Source organism: Adhaeribacter pallidiroseus, from assembly GCF_003340495.1.
GTDB classification, from domain to species: Bacteria; Bacteroidota; Bacteroidia; order Cytophagales; family Hymenobacteraceae; genus Adhaeribacter; species Adhaeribacter pallidiroseus.
Window position 1 is genome coordinate 1381927 of the sequence record NZ_QASA01000001.1, and the last position, 15325, is coordinate 1397251.

Sequence of the window (15325 nt, forward strand, 5' to 3'; positions counted from 1 at the left end):
ATATTACTCTATAAAAAACACGCGGCTAAACTATTGAATTTTAAATATATAGAACATATTTTGTCTTGATACTTGTGTCTTACTACTTGTGTCTTGTTACTTAGTTGTGGTACATGCGAAATGGTTACCCTGTTACTCGCCCATACTTCAGCACTGGCAGATCAGCGAAAATTTGAGATTCTTACCACTAACTTCCGGCTAGTAATTCAGATTCTTTAGCAGCCGCCAAACGGAATGCCGTTAAATCCCTCGTGTCTATGCCGTACCTGCCGCGAGGGAGAAAATTATTTATTATTTATTAGGTAGATTTATTGTTCAGCATGTAGTCTTCCTGGAAATTTTTAAATTTATTCTTGGCCAGCTCGCGCCTAAGTTTTCTCGAACTTTATTCTTTATAGGAATTGCGCTTTTCTAAATTGCCGGATGGTGAAGCTATTTTCTGTATTATTGGTTATTCTTTTATGCTTAGGTTCCAGCCAAAGTAGCGCTGCTTTAAATTCTGTTTTTATGTCCGACGTAACTAATGCTCAAACGCCCAAAGGTGTAGCCGAACAACGCAAAACGTTGTACCAGCTGCTCGGCCGGTTACCCGATCGGCAGCGGCCCATTACGGTAAAATTGGTATCCCGGGAAGAAACAAAGGATTTAATTACCGAGAAGCTGTTGCTGGATTTAAATGGGCTGGAAATGGTACCAGCCTTTTTTACAATACCTAAAAAAGTTACCGGCAAAGTTCCGGTGGTATTATTTAATCATTCACATTTCGGGCAATATGCCGTGGGTAAAAACGAATTTGTGAAAGGCCGGCCCGAGATGCAAAGTCCGCCGTACGCCTTGGCTCTAGCCCGGGCGGGCTTCGCGGGTTTGTGCCTCGATAGTTGGGGCTTTGGGGAACGCAGCGGCCGCCCCGAACTGGAAATTTTTAAAGAAATGCTCTGGAAGGGCCAGGTTATGTGGGGCATGATGGTGTACGACAACCTGCGTGCGCTGGATTACCTGGAAACCCGCCCCGAAATAGATGCCAAGCGAATAGCTACCGTGGGCATGTCGATGGGCAGCACCATGGCCTGGTGGCTGGCCGCCCTGGATGAACGCATTAAAGTTACCGTGGATTTAAACTGCCTCACGGATTTTCAAACCTTGCTGGAAGAAAAGGGATTGGATCGCCACGGCATTTACTACTACGTGCCGGATTTACTCAATCATTTTACAACTTCGCAAATCAATGCCTTGATTGTTCCCCGGCCCCATTTTGGTTTGGCCGGCAGCCTCGACCCGTTAACGCCTTTAAAAGGTCTGCAAAAAATTGATGAAAATTTAAAAAAAGCTTACGCTAACGCCGGTGTGCCGCAAGCGTGGCAATTAAAAATTTATCCGGTTGGCCACCTCGAAACGGCCCAAATGCGCCAGGATATTATGGCTTTTTTAAAAAAGTGGTTGTAAAGCGAGGCCTTACGGTAAATGGAAGAATTTTCTTGGATTCTGCCTTATTAAGAAGCTAAACGAGGTAATATTGAATGGTAAAGTTCAATTAATAATTCATTACCAATAAAGGTGCATTGAACAAAACGGAACTTATAAAATCTATATAAATGGGGCAGATTTACTCTTACTTGGCGGATAAGAATGCTTATCATTGATTACTACATTCTACCATAGGCCAACCTTGCTAAACAAACAAAAATATAAAAATTTTAAAGTACGAAATATTTCGTATATCTTTGCCCTTATCACCTAGCAAGATCAATATCATGAAAAAGGGTTTTTCACAGTTGCTTTTTTTATATCTTTTGTTTGTTAATTTATTACCATGCCAGGCACAACCCAATATTAACCGGTTAGATAGTCTTTTTGATTCTTTGCACCAAAAAAGTAAGTTTAATGGTAATGTACTTATCGCGCAAAACGGGGCTGTATTGTATCAGCGTTCCTTTGGCTTTGCGGATCGGGCAAAAAAAATCCGGAACACCGCTACGTCCCGTTTTCATCTGGCCTCTACCAGTAAATTATTCACCGCCGTTGCTATCCTGCAATTAAAGGAAAAAGGGCTAATTAAATTGAATGACCCGGTTGTTAGGTATCTGCCTGATTTTCCTTATTCCGGTATTACTATTCGGCATTTACTTACCCACACGGCCGGTCTGCCGGACTTCCAAATCTTTGAACCTTACTACCAGGAGAACCCCCGGCAGATTCTTACCTCGGCGGATCTTATCCCGGCCTTAAAAAGGTATGGTAAAGTGTTATTTGAACCAGGGGAGAAATGGAGCTATTCCAGTCCGGGAACTGCCTTGCTGGCCGTCATAATAGAGAAAGTCACGCGCCTAAAATTAGAACAATACCTAAAGCAGTATATCTGGGATAAATCTGGCATGCATCATACTTATATTAATTCGTTAAGCGCCTGGGTGAAGGATGAGAAACGGGTGAAAAACTATGCCCGAACTACCATTTTCTCGGACAGCGTTCAAATAGCCGAGAGCATTCCGAAGCACCGGGAGTTCGCGCAAATATCAGGGGCACTGATCGGGCCGGGATTAGTAGTTAGTGACGCGGATGATCTTTTTCTATTCGACCAGGCTTTATATGCCGGAAAATTACTCCGAACTGAAACCATGAACGAGGCGTTTACCCCTATTAAACTTAATAACGGAACCTACGCCCAGCCAGAGCCATTTTTGGGTAAAACGGCCTTCGGGCTGGGCTGGTTCCTGCTGGCCGAAGATCCTGCTCGTAAGATAGTATTACATACCGGAAAGCAGGGAGGTATCGTTACTATTTTTGTAAGGGATGTTACCCAAAAACGCACCTATATTTTGCTAGATAATTCCGAAAGTCCGGGCCTGAGCAACACAACCTTAAATGCGATGCGCATTTTAGATAACCGACCCTTACTGACGTTAAAAGAATCACTGGCCTTTACCTATGCCCAGGATATAACCAAGCGTGGCATTGATTTCGCCCTCAGCCATTTCAATCAAGTAAAAACCGATACGGCCCATTATTATCTCAATCTTTTTGAAATGGATTATGTGGGTCATCAGCTGATTGCGCACCAACGGGCCGAACAGGGCCTGGAAACCCTGCGGCTGCTTACCCAAATGAACACGGATAACTGGTTCCCCTATTACAGTTACGGAAAAGAGTTAGTAGCCTTAGGCAAGAAAGAGGAAGCCGCCATGAATTTAAAAAAATCGCTCTTACTCTCCCCGGAAAACCAAGAAGTTAAACAGGTATTAGAACAATTAAAAGGCAATTAGATGACGCTCACCGTTTGTTTAAACCACCCATACACTCTCCTAAAGTCTGCTTAAAAAACGGTCGTGGGGGTTGCACAACCATTTAAATAACCGGTTTCAATTCTCCCTAAAGTATAACCGTTTTACATGTTCGTACTTATCAGGCTAAGTTAGCCCAGTAGGAGCAGAGTTGATTTTCCCTTACAGCTTCACGCCATGGTTTTTGTTGCTGCTTTGTTTTCCGCTCCATTTTTTCTGTTGCAAGCTCCATTATCTTTGTTGCTATTTTGCTTCAACAAACCCGCAAGAGCACGCCCGTTTTCCTCTTCGGAACAACCTCCTTTTTTAATAAAATACTAGCAACAAACCGGCTTCGATTTTCCCGAGAGAATAACCATTTTACGCCTTAATCCAATCCGATATAATCTTTTTCAGGTTTGATTCCGCCTTTTCTATTTCCGCCCTATTTTTAAAAGTGGCGATAGCGCGGTCATTTTCTTTCCAAAGCAGAAGTCCGGATGGATCATTGATCAGTTTGTCCGCAGGTTGCCTCATCTTCTTTACTCCCCTATGAAAAATTAACTGAATTTGTTTACTTGGGTGAATTCTCATTGTTATTCTGTCTTGGTCATTAAAGCAGTAATTCGGACCATTCCATTTTATATTTTCCGTTAATCCTTTTATGGCGGCTAAGATTATTTGTCGCAGTTCCTCTATTTCTGCTCGCAAAGGATGATTTAACGCATCGACAAATTTAGTTACTTCCTCATTTAGGTTTTGCATAACTATTTATTCAACTTGTTTTCCTGTTTAATTCCGTAGTGGTTTTTTTACCGTTAGTGCCAGTAAACGAACACCGGTTGGCAACTTCTATTTCCGCTAGTATCTCTAAAACGTGGGTGGCGCAGCCCTTAAGTCTGAATCCAAGAAATCGGTAATCATCGGGATAAGCCAATCCGTCCGCTTGATCATACCAACATGAGTAGTGCCCGGCAGAATGGCCAGCCGGGATTGGGGCAACCCGTGCAGATCTCCCTGTTTTCCGCCACCTTTGGCTCGGAACAGCTTCAGAGCATGCTCGTACCGGACGCCATCAGCATCACCCATGGCTATAAATAGGGGAGCCTTAATATTTTTTACCCCGCGGAACCAATTATAGGGCTTTAGATCGATATTGATCACCTTTTTCACAAATTCCGGGAAATGGGCCGGATCGTTCCCCCAGCTATCGTATTGGGCTCGGATCGGAGTGTCTTGAAACATCTCTGGGGTGAAGGTAGCAAAACTCGCCTCGGTATCGGGCCACCAACCATCGTGCGCATAAGGAGCCGACAAGACCACGAGCCGGCGTACCTGCTCGGGATGACGCACTCCCATTTGAAAAGTTACCCCGCCGCCCATACTATATCCTAAAATGTCGGCCTGCTCTATCTGGAGGTATTGCAGCAAGCCGGATACATCGTCGGCCATGGCTTCATAGCTAAACTCTCGGGAGATATCCCGGGTGCGGCCGTGGCCCTGCATCTCCGTTGCAATTACCATTCGGTCTTGAGCCAACAAGGGTATGATGTTCGTCCAATTCAAAGGGATAGTCATAAAAGAGCCGTGCAGCAGGACCAGGGGCTTGCCCTGGCCATATACTTCATAGTACATGTGTAATCCATTAACGGCGGCATAGCCGCTTTTAGCGGGATTTAGATTCTGACTCATAACTGTCGCATTTACTTCTGTGGAAATGTTTGATGCCTTGTTCTGATCTGCTTGGCAAGATGTTGCTCATTTCTTTTATAGTTTCGATGGTCAATCCTGGGCACCCATCGGTACCCCATTAAAAATGACGTATACTTTACCGCACTTTATGGGCTATCGGTTTGGGTTGTTTACCTATGCTACTAAAAGGGCGGGCGGTTACGCAGATTTCGACTTTTTCCATATCGAAGAAAAAATTTCAAAAATAGATTAACCCATAATCAATAGAAGCGCTATAATTTAAAAATCTAAAGTCAAAAGTACGCTACGTAATTAAAATAAAGATAGAGAAAGAGCGTATCAGGTTGAGCAATCGGGTAGACTTAGAAAAGAATGGTAGCCCCGGCACAGGTCATTCTTCAACGTATTTCTAATCGTTTTTCAGCTGTAGCGGAATGAGTTGGGGATTGGTAACCCTGTTGCTTGTGGTTTATCTGTTTTATTTTATTGCTGATAAATACCCAGGTTGATACCTATTTCCCAAGCAATTCTCTCTCCAGTTACTAGCTCCTAAACGCTTGGCGTTTTCGAAACAAACGTAGCAAGGTAGCTTCTTGTTCTTAATCCGGCTCTACTTGCCGGAACGCAGAGCTCCTGCCGCGGTTGGGTTCTCTTACTAAATGGCCCCTGGCGGCTCTTAATCGGTCCGAACAGAAAGCGGAATACAGTTCTGCTCCGCCCGGTTGTTGCCTGCATTAACTTTTTAATAGCTTTATTAACTTTAGTGCAGGAAAAAAGTCTTTTTTACCGGAAAATTCATTTTTAGTTCAGGTACTGTTAAATTCAGCTATCCAGTTTTTTTCTAAACCTTCAATTTTATTGGAAAGTGTAGAAGTAAACTTTAATTGTTTACCCGGTAAAGTATTTTCTGAAACTTACCCCCGAATGGCATCAAACTTTTTAATTTTTTATAAAATTATCCGCAAATCCCATGCACGCATATGAGGACCGGTAAAGTTACCCGGTGTTTTAATTGAGATAAATAATTACTCCTTTTTATTTTAAATTTAAGGCAAGCTCTTAAATCTGATGGTTTCTGTTCAGCTTTTTATAAGCACCCGGCGCCATTCCCGTCAACGATCGAAATAACCTGGAGAAATAAGAAAGGCTATCAAATCCCGTTTGGTTAGCTATCTCGTAAAATGGCAGATCCGTGGTAGCAATAAGCAGCTGGGCCCGTTCCACCCTTTTCATTTGCAGGTACGCCAGGGGTCGCATGCCCGTGTTTTCCTGGAAAAGCCGGGAAAAATAATCGGGGTGCTGGCTAGCCCGTTTTGCCAGCAGATCCACGGTTATAGGGGTAGAAAGATTGGTATGAATATGCTGAATGGCCTCGGCTACTTTAGAATGCACCGCGGTAATGGCTTTAGTCAAGAAATCATCCGAGGCCATAAACCGGGACACGAGCAGCAGTAATAATCCGCAGGTTTCCATAAAGGCCGGAGCCGGTAAAGCGTTGTTCAGCTCCTGAAATTCTTTTAATTGCAACGATTTTTCATAAATCCGGGGGTCATCTGATTTTCGCAGATCCCGGCCGGGGTTCAGTTGCACAATGCGTTTAACAGCCTCTACTTCCCTATTGCTAGCCGGAATTTTAAACAATTTGCGATTAGCAAAAAATAAGGAAGCTCCGGCCGAAAATTCTTCCGAAAAAGAAATATAGTACTGGCTCAGGTAAGAATCACAATAATAATTGCAAGTGGTAAAACTCGGTATCAGATAAAGGAATCCTGGCTCCAGTTTTACTTTTTGGGTGGCATTAGTAAGTAAACCTTCGCCTTGGTCAATGTAATAAAGCCGGTAAAAAATACTGGTAACATTGGGGTAGTTCCAAGATTTATCTAGTTGAACGTAATCTGTATTTAACAAAGAAAAGTTAAATTTTAAAATATTTTCCACCATAATAGCACCTGGTATATTTCTTAAACAAAAATAACAATTCCCATCAAAAAGTCGGGTTTGTTAAAATATTCGTAGTTTTTGTATAACCGCTCGGAAGAAGGCTAAGCTTATCTTTAGTGGAATTATTCTCGGAATAACCAACTTCATTATGAAAAGGCGTATACTGGCTGTTTTTTTTGCTACCCTGGCAATTACGTTAGGAGTATATGTTTACCGCACCTCCCTGCCGGATATGCCTGCCGATGTAACATTGGCTTACCAAGCTTTGCCCGAACACCTGGATTACAATATTGATGTAAAACCCATCCTTTCGGATAAATGCTTTGCCTGCCATGGTCCTGATAAGGCGAAGCAAAAAGCGGGTTTGCGGCTGGATGTAGCCGATTACGCTTACGCGGAACTGCCCGAAAATAAAGGAAAGGTGGCTATCTCGCCGGGAAATTTAAAAAATAGCGAATTTTTTAATCGCATTATTTCGGAAGACCCTGATTACAAGATGCCCAGCCCTGATTCGCACTTAAGTTTGACCGCGGCCGAAAAGGCCATCTTAATTAAGTGGATCAAAGAGGGCGCCGTGTATAAACCGCACTGGGCGTTTGTAAAGCCAAATAAAGCAACCGTACCCGCTGTAACAGAAGCTAACTGGAAAACCCATAACCCCATTGATAACTTTGTACTGGCTAAATTAAAGCAAGCGGGCCTCCATCCTCAACAGGAAGCCAACAAGGAAATTCTGCTGCGCCGGCTTTCTTTTGATCTGACCGGCTTGCCGCCTACCGTAGCGGAACTGGACGCTTTCCTGAAAGACAACTCGCCAAATGCTTACGAAAAACAGGTAGACCGCTTACTCCATTCACCGCATTACGGAGAAAAGATGGCGGTGGACTGGCTGGACGTGGCCCGGTATGCCGATTCGCACGGCTACACCGTAGATCGGATCCGGGATATGTCGCCTTACCGGGATTGGGTGATCAGCGCTTTTAACCGCAATATGCCTTACGATAAGTTTTTGCACTGGCAGTTAGCCGGCGATTTAATGCCTAAACCAAAGCGGGAAATGATTATTGCTACGGCATTTAACCGGAACCATCCGCAAAACATGGAAGGTGGCATTGTGGAACAAGAGTTCCAAACAGAGTATGTAATCGATCGAACCAATACGGTAGGTACGGCTATGCTGGGCCTTACGGTAGGTTGTGCCAAGTGCCACGATCATAAGTACGATCCTATTTCGCAAAAAAATTATTTTCAGTTATTCAGCTTTTTTAACAATGTAAAAGAAGCCGGGCAAATATCCTGGGACGATGCGTTACCCACCCCAACGCTTTTACTACCGGATAAACAGAAAGCAGAGATTCTTCGCTATATCAACGAAGAAATTTCCGGTCAACAGCAAAAATTTAAAAAAACAGTACATGCCCATGCAAAAGAGTTTGAAAGTTGGCTGCAAAAAAAACAGTTCGGGGAATCTTTTAAAAACCAGATACCGGCAGCCGGCTTGCAGGCTTACTATGACTTTAATAACGGCCAACTGGTAAACACGCGGAATAGCACGCAAAAGGCGGAAATGAAACGCGAGGCCGGAGCGCCCGGCGATAAACCCGTTTTTGTTGCCTCCGAAAAAGGTAAAGCACTGCAATTAGACGGAGATAACTGGCTGGATTTAGGCCAAACCGGTGTATTTGGTAAGTCCGATCCGTTTTCCATCGGCCTAAAGGTCATGATACCGGAAGACCTGAGCGAAGGGGTAATTTTTCACAAATGCGTGGCCGAGCGCTTATACAATTTTAAGGGTTATCATCTTTATTTAAAAAATAACCGCCTCGAAATAAATATGGCGCATACCGCGCCTTCCAACGCGATTACAAAAATCAGCCGGACCGATGTACCCCGCAACCAATGGCTGCAGTTGACTCTAACCTACGACGGAAGCGCGAAAGCAGCCGGCATGAAGCTGTACTTAAACGGCGCCGAAATGCCGATGGAGGTTACCATGGATCAGTTAACCAAAGAAATACTGTATAACAAAAGAGGAAAAAAACAAACTGGTCTGCAAATTGGAGCCTGGTGGCGCGGCAGCGGTTTTAAGAACGGGAAAGTAGATGATCTTACCGTGTATAACCGCACGCTTACCCCCTTGGAAGTACTAATGCTGGCCAAAAATATTTCCTAGCAATCGGTAGCCCAAAAAACAACGTATTCTCCCGCAGAAATAAACTCTTTACAGCAGTATTATTTTTCGGAGATAGACCCGCAGGCCAAAGCAGAAAGGCAGCAATTAAAATCGTTGCGGGAACGCCTCACCGATTCGATGGAGACTGTTCCGGAGTTAATGGTGATGCAGGAAATGCCGAAACCCAGAAAAACCTTTTTGCTACAACGCGGAAATTACGATACGCCGGGCGAACAAGTATTTCCGAACACGCCCGAAAGCATATTACCTTTCCCGAAAAACTTGCCGAAAAACCGCTACGGGTTAGCTTTATGGCTAACCAACCCCAAAAATCCTTTAACGGCGCGGGTAGCGGTTAATCGCTTGTGGCAAAATTTACTGGGAGTAGGATTGGTTAAAACGTCCGATGATTTTGGTAACCAGGGCGAAATGCCCAGCCATCCGGAGCTGCTCGACTGGCTGGCGGTAACTTTTAGGGAATCCGGCTGGAATATTAAAAAAATGAATAAAATGATCGTTCTGTCGGCCACTTACCGGCAGGACTCCCAAACCGCTAAAAACACGCGGGAAAAAGATCCGGAGAACCGTTTGCTTGCCCGGGGCCCCGCCTACCGCATGAGTGCCGAAATGATCCGGGATAATGCGTTGATGGCCAGCGGGCTCCTTAACCGAAAGATTGGGGGTAAGAGTGTGAAGCCGTACCAGCCAGACGGCCTTTGGGAAATTAACAGCATGACCTACGTGCCCGATTCGGGGGCCGCCATCTACCGCCGCAGTTTGTATGTCATTGTTAAACGATCGGTACCTAATCCTACTCTGGCTACCTTTGATGCTCCTTCGCGCAGCTACTGCATGGTGCGCCGACAAAGTACGAATACGCCGCTACAAGCCTTAGTAACGCTCAACGATCCGACTTTTATAGAAGCATCCCGAGTGCTGGGGGCCCAAATGTGCCAGATCGCTGACTCCCGCCAAGGTATTTCGCAAGTATACAGAAAGCTGACCGGCCGCAGGATTGCAAAAGCAGAGTTAGAGTTACTGAATACCATGCAGCAGGCTCAAGTTAAAAAGTTCCGGCAGCAGCCGGCAAAACAAAAAGGCTGGCTTACTATTGGCCAATACAGGGCCGTTAAAAGTATGGACCAGGCTTTGTTAGCCGCGAATACGGTGGTGGCGAACACCATTTTAAACTCGGACGCATCCCTTACCAAAAGATAAAGGCCATGGAAGATCATCACCACAAAAAAGAATTCCGGCTGCCCAGCCCCGATTTCAACGAGCTGCACCAAAAGCTGGACCGGCGGGAGTTTTTGACTAAAACTTCCATGGGTATCGGAGCGTTAGCCCTGGGTTACTTATTGGGAAATAAGCTTTTTGCCGGCTCTTCGCAAGGTACGGTAAGCAGCGCTACCGGCGACATGGAACAGGAAATTTTAAAAGCGCTGCCCCATTTTGCCCCTAAGGCAAAAAGGGTGGTCTATTTATTTATGAGCGGCGGCCCTTCTCAATTTGAAACCTTTGATTATAAGCCAAAACTGGTGAACATGCTGGGTAAAAACTTGCCCGACTCTGTACGAAAAGGTCAGCGTTTAACGGGCATGAGCGCCAACCAGAGTTCCCTGCCGATAGCTCCTTCCATCTATAATTTCAACCAATACGGCCAAAGCCAAACTTGGGTGAGCGAGCTTTTACCGCATACTGCCAAAGTAGTAGACGATTTGTGTATTGTGAAATCCATGTACTCGGAGGCCATCAATCACGACCCGGCTATTACTTTTTTCCAGACTGGTAACCAGCAACCTGGCCGGCCTTCCATCGGCTCCTGGATTAATTACGGCTTAGGAACCGACAACCAAAACCTGCCAACTTTCATTGTTTTAGTGTCTAAAAACGCTACCAAAGACCAGCCGCTTTACGCCCGTTTGTGGGGAAACGGCTTTCTGCCCTCCAAGTTTCAGGGCGTACAGTTCGGCTCCGGCAAAGACCCGGTATTATTTCTGAACAACCCTACCAGTTACGACGGAAAGGACCGCCAGGAAATGCTCGGCTACCTCGAAAAACTAAACACCTTGCAAAACAGCAGCTACAATGACCCGGAGGTGGAGGCCCGGATAGCGCAATACGAAATGGCGTACCGCATGCAAACCTCGGTACCGGAAGTAATGAGTACCGCCAATGAACCCGACGAAGTTTTCGACCTATATGGACCGGATAGCCGCGACCCCGGTACCTACGCGGCTAATTGTTTGCTAGCCAGAAAGCTGCTGGAAAAAGAGGTGAAATTTGTGCAGTTGTATCACCAGGGTTGGGATCAGCACGGGAATCTTCCGAAGGGCATTGCCGAACAATGTAAAGCCACCGACCGGGCAACGGCCGCTCTTATTATAGACCTGAAGCGCCGGGGTTTACTGGAAGATACTCTGGTGATTTGGGGCGGAGAATTCGGGCGCACCGTTTATTCGCAAGGAAAGCTAACCGCAACCGATTATGGCCGGGATCATCACCCCCGATGTTTTACCATGTGGATGGCCGGAGCGGGCGTTAAGCCCGGTATCACATTTGGCGAAACCGATGATTTTAGCTATAATATTGTGAAAGACCCGGTGCACGTGCACGATTTTCAAGCAACCCTGCTGCACCTGCTCGGCATTGATCATGAACGCTTAATCTATAAATCGCAGGGCCGGCGCTTTCGGTTAACGGATGTAGCCGGTAAAGTAGTCCATCCAATCCTGACGTAACGCTACCCATTATACATGATAACCAGCAGAAATTTTATTCGCCACTCCGCTATGGCCTCCCGAAGCAACAGTTTCCAATGAAAGTAAGGCGGTAGTTAAATTTTTTAAATTATACTCCCCCGTATCCTATGCCACGGTTTAAGCCTCTTCTGATCCTTGTTTGTTTCCTGACGTTCTGTGCCTCTTGGGCTTCAGCGCAAGCTAAGTTTAATGTGGGCCAATACAATGTAACATGGAACTCCCCGTCTAAAAATTCTTCGGAATCAATGCCTTGCGGGGCGGCGATATCGGGACGAATGTTTAGGTTGAGAACGGTGATGTGCTGCTGTACCTGAGCCGGAGTGGTGCCTTTGAGGAGCAGGGAGTTTTTCCAAAATTTGGTCGCGTGCGAATAAGGCTTAATCCCAATCCTTTTAAAAACGGCGAATTCAAACAAGAGCTACAACTTGATAAAGGCTACGTAACGATTGAGGGAAAAAACAAAGCAGCAGCGTGTAAACTAAAGATCTGGGTGGATGTATTTAATCCGGTGGTGCATATAGAAGCAGCAAGCAGTTCTAAAATGAATGCGGAAGCATTTTATGAAAACTGGCGTTTCCAGGATCACGCCTGGAAAGGCGTAGAATACCGCTCGAGCCGGGCTTACGAAAGAGCACCTGACAAACCAATTATCCGGGCCGATAGTAAACTTGAAACCAAAAAAATGAAAGATGCCAACCGACGGTTTCCTACGTTTTGGGGGCCCGGCCACGACTGGGTACCCGACCATAATTGGGGCGGAACCGGCATGATAGGTTTACAGGAAATGCTGCTGCAGGAAAGTGACGGTAAGATTTACTTGTTCCCGGCCTGGCCAAAACAATGGGACGTTGATTTTAAACTGCATGCTCCTCAAAATACCCTAATAGAAGGCATTCTGAAGAATGGAGTGGTTACCAAACTGCAGGTAAGTCCTGGTAGCCGGCAAAATGATGTAATTATTTCATCTGGATTTGTCCTTAAATAAGAACGGCTGATATTATTTGACCAATGGCGGTTAGCAGTAGACAAAGTTCCCAATGCCAGATCTTAGCATACTATCTGGGGAAAACAAGGAAGCTATCTAGTCAGGCCTTTGTACAGCTAACCGCGCTTGCGGCCCTAAGGTATGTAACCTTTTTTTAAATTTTTTACTCTTTTTGCGCTAGAGTGGCCGTCCGGAAGTTAGCACATGTGCTTTTTAATTGATGAATAAATAGTTTAGCAATTCATACCCTTTTCTCAAATTATTAGATTGTACTATAGTAAGAATTACAATTATTGTTATTATTCGTCATTGTGTTTAATAAATCAATAATTTTTAATGGTAAAAGTGTCATTAGTGGTTGACTTTGCTTTTAATTAAAAAATTCTTCAACCCTTAAATAATATAACCCTTATTACTTAAAATTAACAAAGCTGGGTGGCCGGCCATTTTTTAAAATTTGTAAGTAAATCTGTTGATTTATTAATATGAAACAGAAAAAAGAAACCAGCCCCATTTTATGCGAAAGTTGGGCTGTATTAATCCTGGCTATGTTAAAATAGCTTAATACATAGATAATTTCTTAGCACATCTTTATGGATAAATATTATTTCTTTACATAAGCTTAATGGTAATAGGTTCCTCTATTATTGATAGCAATAGTAATCAGGAATGCTAGCACCAGATTCTTTTTTACACTTTTCCCTTTCACCACTAAACTTAATAAAGCATGAACAAAAATTTACCATTCGGTAGCTTGCTGATTCTTCTATGCTGCCTTTTTACGCTCCCTGTCTCCAGTTACGGTAGGAGTTCGGGTTCTGCCTCTTCTTCGGGGCGAGTCAGCGATTCAGCTGCACTCATGAAAGTGAGACCTCCTGTAGCCTCCTCTGTTCTGGGTTTAGTTAAGGCAACAGTAGAACAAACCGTGAAAGGCAAAGTAACAGCCACCACCGGTGAACCGCTGCCTTTTGTAAATGTATTGCTTAAAGGAACATCCAGTGGAGCCACTACGGATGCAGCCGGCAATTACACGATTACCGTACCGGACAACAATGCCGTATTGGTATTTTCTTACATTGGCTATATCAACCAAGAAATAACCGTTGGCAACCGCACCACTATTGATGTGCAGCTAGTATCGGATACCAAAGCTTTGGAAGAAGTAGTAGTGGTGGGTTATGGTACGCAGAACAAAGCTACTTTAACGGGTTCGGTTTCGCAGGTGGCCGGTGCCGAAATCGCCAAAAGCCCGTCGGCGAATGTTACGGCTTCTTTACAAGGCCGCACACCCGGCTTAACGGCCAACCAAAGAAGTGGTCAGCCCGGCAGAGACGATCCGAGTATTTTAATTCGGGGAACCGGTACTTTAAATGATAATGGTCCTTTAATTATTGTGGATGGGGTACCGCGCAGCCAGCTTAGCCGGTTAAATCCGGAGGATATTGAAAGTATTTCGGTTTTAAAAGATGCCTCCGCGGCTATTTACGGGGCCCGGGGGCCAATGGGGTAATTCTGGTTACTACTAAAAGCGGCGTAAAAGGGAAACCTAATTTTTCGATTACCTACAAACACGCTTTATCGAGCCCAACTAAAATTCCGGACATGCTGGACGCCGCCACCTTTGCCGAGGTTTACAACGAAGGAGGCTATTATCGGGCCGGCCGCAATCCTAATTACTACAATAATCCGCAATACTCCGCCGATGCGATTGAGAAATACCGCAACGGCTCCGACCCGGTTTTGTACCCGAATACCGATTGGGTAGGCGAACTTTTAAAATCGCAGGCCTCTCAGCAAAACATTAACCTTCAGGTAAACGGCGGCAGTGATAACGTGCGTTATTTGCTTTCGTTTGGCAGCTTGCAGCAGGGTACCAATTTTTACCATGATCCCACTTCTTACCGCCAGTATAATGCACGGGTAAAAGTAGATATCGACCTGCTGAAAAACTTAACGGTAGGCGCTAACCTGAGCGCTATTTTAAATAAAAGAACGTATGCGCCTACTTCGCAAGAAATAAACTTTATTAATCTAATGCAGGCGAGTCCTACCATTGTGGGTCGCTATCCCAACGGATTATATGGTCCCGGCCGGTTCGGGGAAAGCCCGATGCTTCTGGATCAACGGGGTTACAATAAAATTGACGATAGCCCCCTGTATTCTACTTTTACGGCCACGTATAAAGTGCCTTTTGTATCCGGTTTAAAAATCGACGGTTCCTTTAACTATGATTTAAATAATCAATTAGAAAAAACCTGGAATCTTCCTTATTCCTACTATGAATACAACACCGTAACCGGTGACTACGACAAAAAACAAGCCGCTATTCAGTCGGCAGCGTCCTTAACGGATATCTACCGGAAGTATACCACCATGCTTTATAACGTAAGAGCCACTTACGAAAAAACATTACTGGCCGACCACCACATCGTGGCGATGATCGGGGGGAACAACAGCAGGCAACTTATAGTGATGCCAGTGCTACCCGCCGGAACTTTATAAGTACCGCGATTGA

General features: G+C 44.9%; 11 protein-coding genes and 1 pseudogene. 9 read left to right on the forward strand and 3 right to left on the reverse strand.

The window, feature by feature from the left end; genetic code table 11:
• The first annotated feature begins 507 nt into the window (after positions 1–507).
• A complete protein-coding gene (locus AHMF7616_RS05385) occupies positions 508–1443 on the forward strand; it encodes a dienelactone hydrolase family protein (protein ID WP_199474120.1) in 936 nt (311 codons plus the stop codon).
• Between the two features lie 308 nt (positions 1444–1751).
• Positions 1752–3260 (forward strand): serine hydrolase domain-containing protein, encoded by a 1509-nt coding sequence (locus AHMF7616_RS05390; RefSeq protein WP_115371957.1) that lies wholly within the window; start codon positions 1752–1754, stop codon positions 3258–3260.
• A 378-nt stretch (positions 3261–3638) separates the two neighbouring features.
• Here AHMF7616_RS05390 and AHMF7616_RS05395 read toward each other — a convergent pair whose 3' ends face one another.
• Together AHMF7616_RS05395 and AHMF7616_RS05400 are read right to left on the reverse strand one after the other, a co-directional pair.
• Positions 3639–4022 (reverse strand): DUF1801 domain-containing protein, encoded by a 384-nt coding sequence (locus AHMF7616_RS05395; protein ID WP_115371958.1) that lies wholly within the window; start codon positions 4020–4022, stop codon positions 3639–3641.
• 105 nt (positions 4023–4127) lie between these two features.
• A complete protein-coding gene (locus AHMF7616_RS05400) occupies positions 4128–4949 on the reverse strand; it encodes an alpha/beta fold hydrolase (protein WP_115371959.1) in 822 nt (273 codons plus the stop codon).
• Between the two features lie 106 nt (positions 4950–5055).
• Between AHMF7616_RS05400 and AHMF7616_RS05405 the strand changes: the two genes are divergently transcribed.
• On the forward strand, positions 5056–5202 hold the full coding sequence (locus AHMF7616_RS05405) for a beta-xylosidase family glycoside hydrolase (RefSeq protein ID WP_394335772.1): 147 nt from the start codon (positions 5056–5058) through the stop codon (positions 5200–5202).
• A gap of 806 nt (positions 5203–6008) precedes the next feature.
• Here the strand turns inward: AHMF7616_RS05405 and AHMF7616_RS05410 are convergent.
• Positions 6009–6890 carry a helix-turn-helix domain-containing protein gene (locus tag AHMF7616_RS05410; protein ID WP_115371960.1) on the reverse strand — a complete coding sequence of 294 codons (882 nt, stop codon included), beginning with the start codon at positions 6888–6890 and terminating at the stop codon, positions 6009–6011.
• A 148-nt stretch (positions 6891–7038) separates the two neighbouring features.
• Here AHMF7616_RS05410 and AHMF7616_RS27700 point away from each other — a divergent pair, with 148 nt between their 5' ends.
• The 6 genes and pseudogenes from AHMF7616_RS27700 (at position 7039) to AHMF7616_RS26660 (ending at position 15312) form a co-directional block, all read left to right on the forward strand.
• On the forward strand, positions 7039–9063 hold the full coding sequence (locus tag AHMF7616_RS27700) for a DUF1549 domain-containing protein (RefSeq protein WP_317047585.1): 2025 nt from the start codon (positions 7039–7041) through the stop codon (positions 9061–9063).
• 114 nt (positions 9064–9177) lie between these two features.
• Entirely contained in the window at positions 9178–10281 is a 1104-nt protein-coding gene (locus AHMF7616_RS27705) for a DUF1553 domain-containing protein (RefSeq protein ID WP_317047586.1), read from the forward strand.
• A 5-nt stretch (positions 10282–10286) separates the two neighbouring features.
• Positions 10287–11804, forward strand: a complete 1518-nt coding sequence (locus AHMF7616_RS05420) for a DUF1501 domain-containing protein (protein WP_115371961.1) — start codon at positions 10287–10289, stop codon at positions 11802–11804.
• 316 nt (positions 11805–12120) lie between these two features.
• Positions 12121–12810, forward strand: a pseudogene (locus AHMF7616_RS26650) (DUF5703 domain-containing protein); the annotation flags it as partial.
• Positions 12811–13669: 859 nt separating this feature from the next.
• Positions 13670–14320 carry a TonB-dependent receptor plug domain-containing protein gene (locus tag AHMF7616_RS26655; protein ID WP_199474124.1) on the forward strand — a complete coding sequence of 217 codons (651 nt, stop codon included), beginning with the start codon at positions 13670–13672 and terminating at the stop codon, positions 14318–14320.
• 92 nt (positions 14321–14412) lie between these two features.
• Complete coding sequence (locus tag AHMF7616_RS26660) at positions 14413–15312, forward strand: SusC/RagA family TonB-linked outer membrane protein (protein ID WP_199474126.1); 900 nt, start codon at positions 14413–14415, stop codon at positions 15310–15312.
• The last annotated feature ends 13 nt before the right edge of the window (positions 15313–15325 follow it).

Excerpts from the sequence above, each read along its gene's own strand:
- AHMF7616_RS05385 (WP_199474120.1), top strand. The coding sequence starts at position 508 with ATGTCCGACGTAACTAATGCTCAAACGCCCAAAGGTGTAGCCGAACAA.
- AHMF7616_RS05390 (WP_115371957.1), top strand. The coding sequence starts at position 1,752 with ATGAAAAAGGGTTTTTCACAGTTGCTTTTTTTATATCTTTTGTTTGTT.
- AHMF7616_RS05395 (WP_115371958.1), bottom strand. The coding sequence starts at position 4,022 with ATGCAAAACCTAAATGAGGAAGTAACTAAATTTGTCGATGCGTTAAAT.
- AHMF7616_RS05400 (WP_115371959.1), bottom strand. The coding sequence starts at position 4,949 with ATGAGTCAGAATCTAAATCCCGCTAAAAGCGGCTATGCCGCCGTTAAT.
- AHMF7616_RS05410 (WP_115371960.1), bottom strand. The coding sequence starts at position 6,890 with ATGGTGGAAAATATTTTAAAATTTAACTTTTCTTTGTTAAATACAGAT.
- AHMF7616_RS27700 (WP_317047585.1), top strand. The coding sequence starts at position 7,039 with ATGAAAAGGCGTATACTGGCTGTTTTTTTTGCTACCCTGGCAATTACG.
- AHMF7616_RS05420 (WP_115371961.1), top strand. The coding sequence starts at position 10,287 with ATGGAAGATCATCACCACAAAAAAGAATTCCGGCTGCCCAGCCCCGAT.
- AHMF7616_RS26655 (WP_199474124.1), top strand. The coding sequence starts at position 13,670 with ATGAAAGTGAGACCTCCTGTAGCCTCCTCTGTTCTGGGTTTAGTTAAG.
- AHMF7616_RS26660 (WP_199474126.1), top strand. The coding sequence starts at position 14,413 with ATGCTGGACGCCGCCACCTTTGCCGAGGTTTACAACGAAGGAGGCTAT.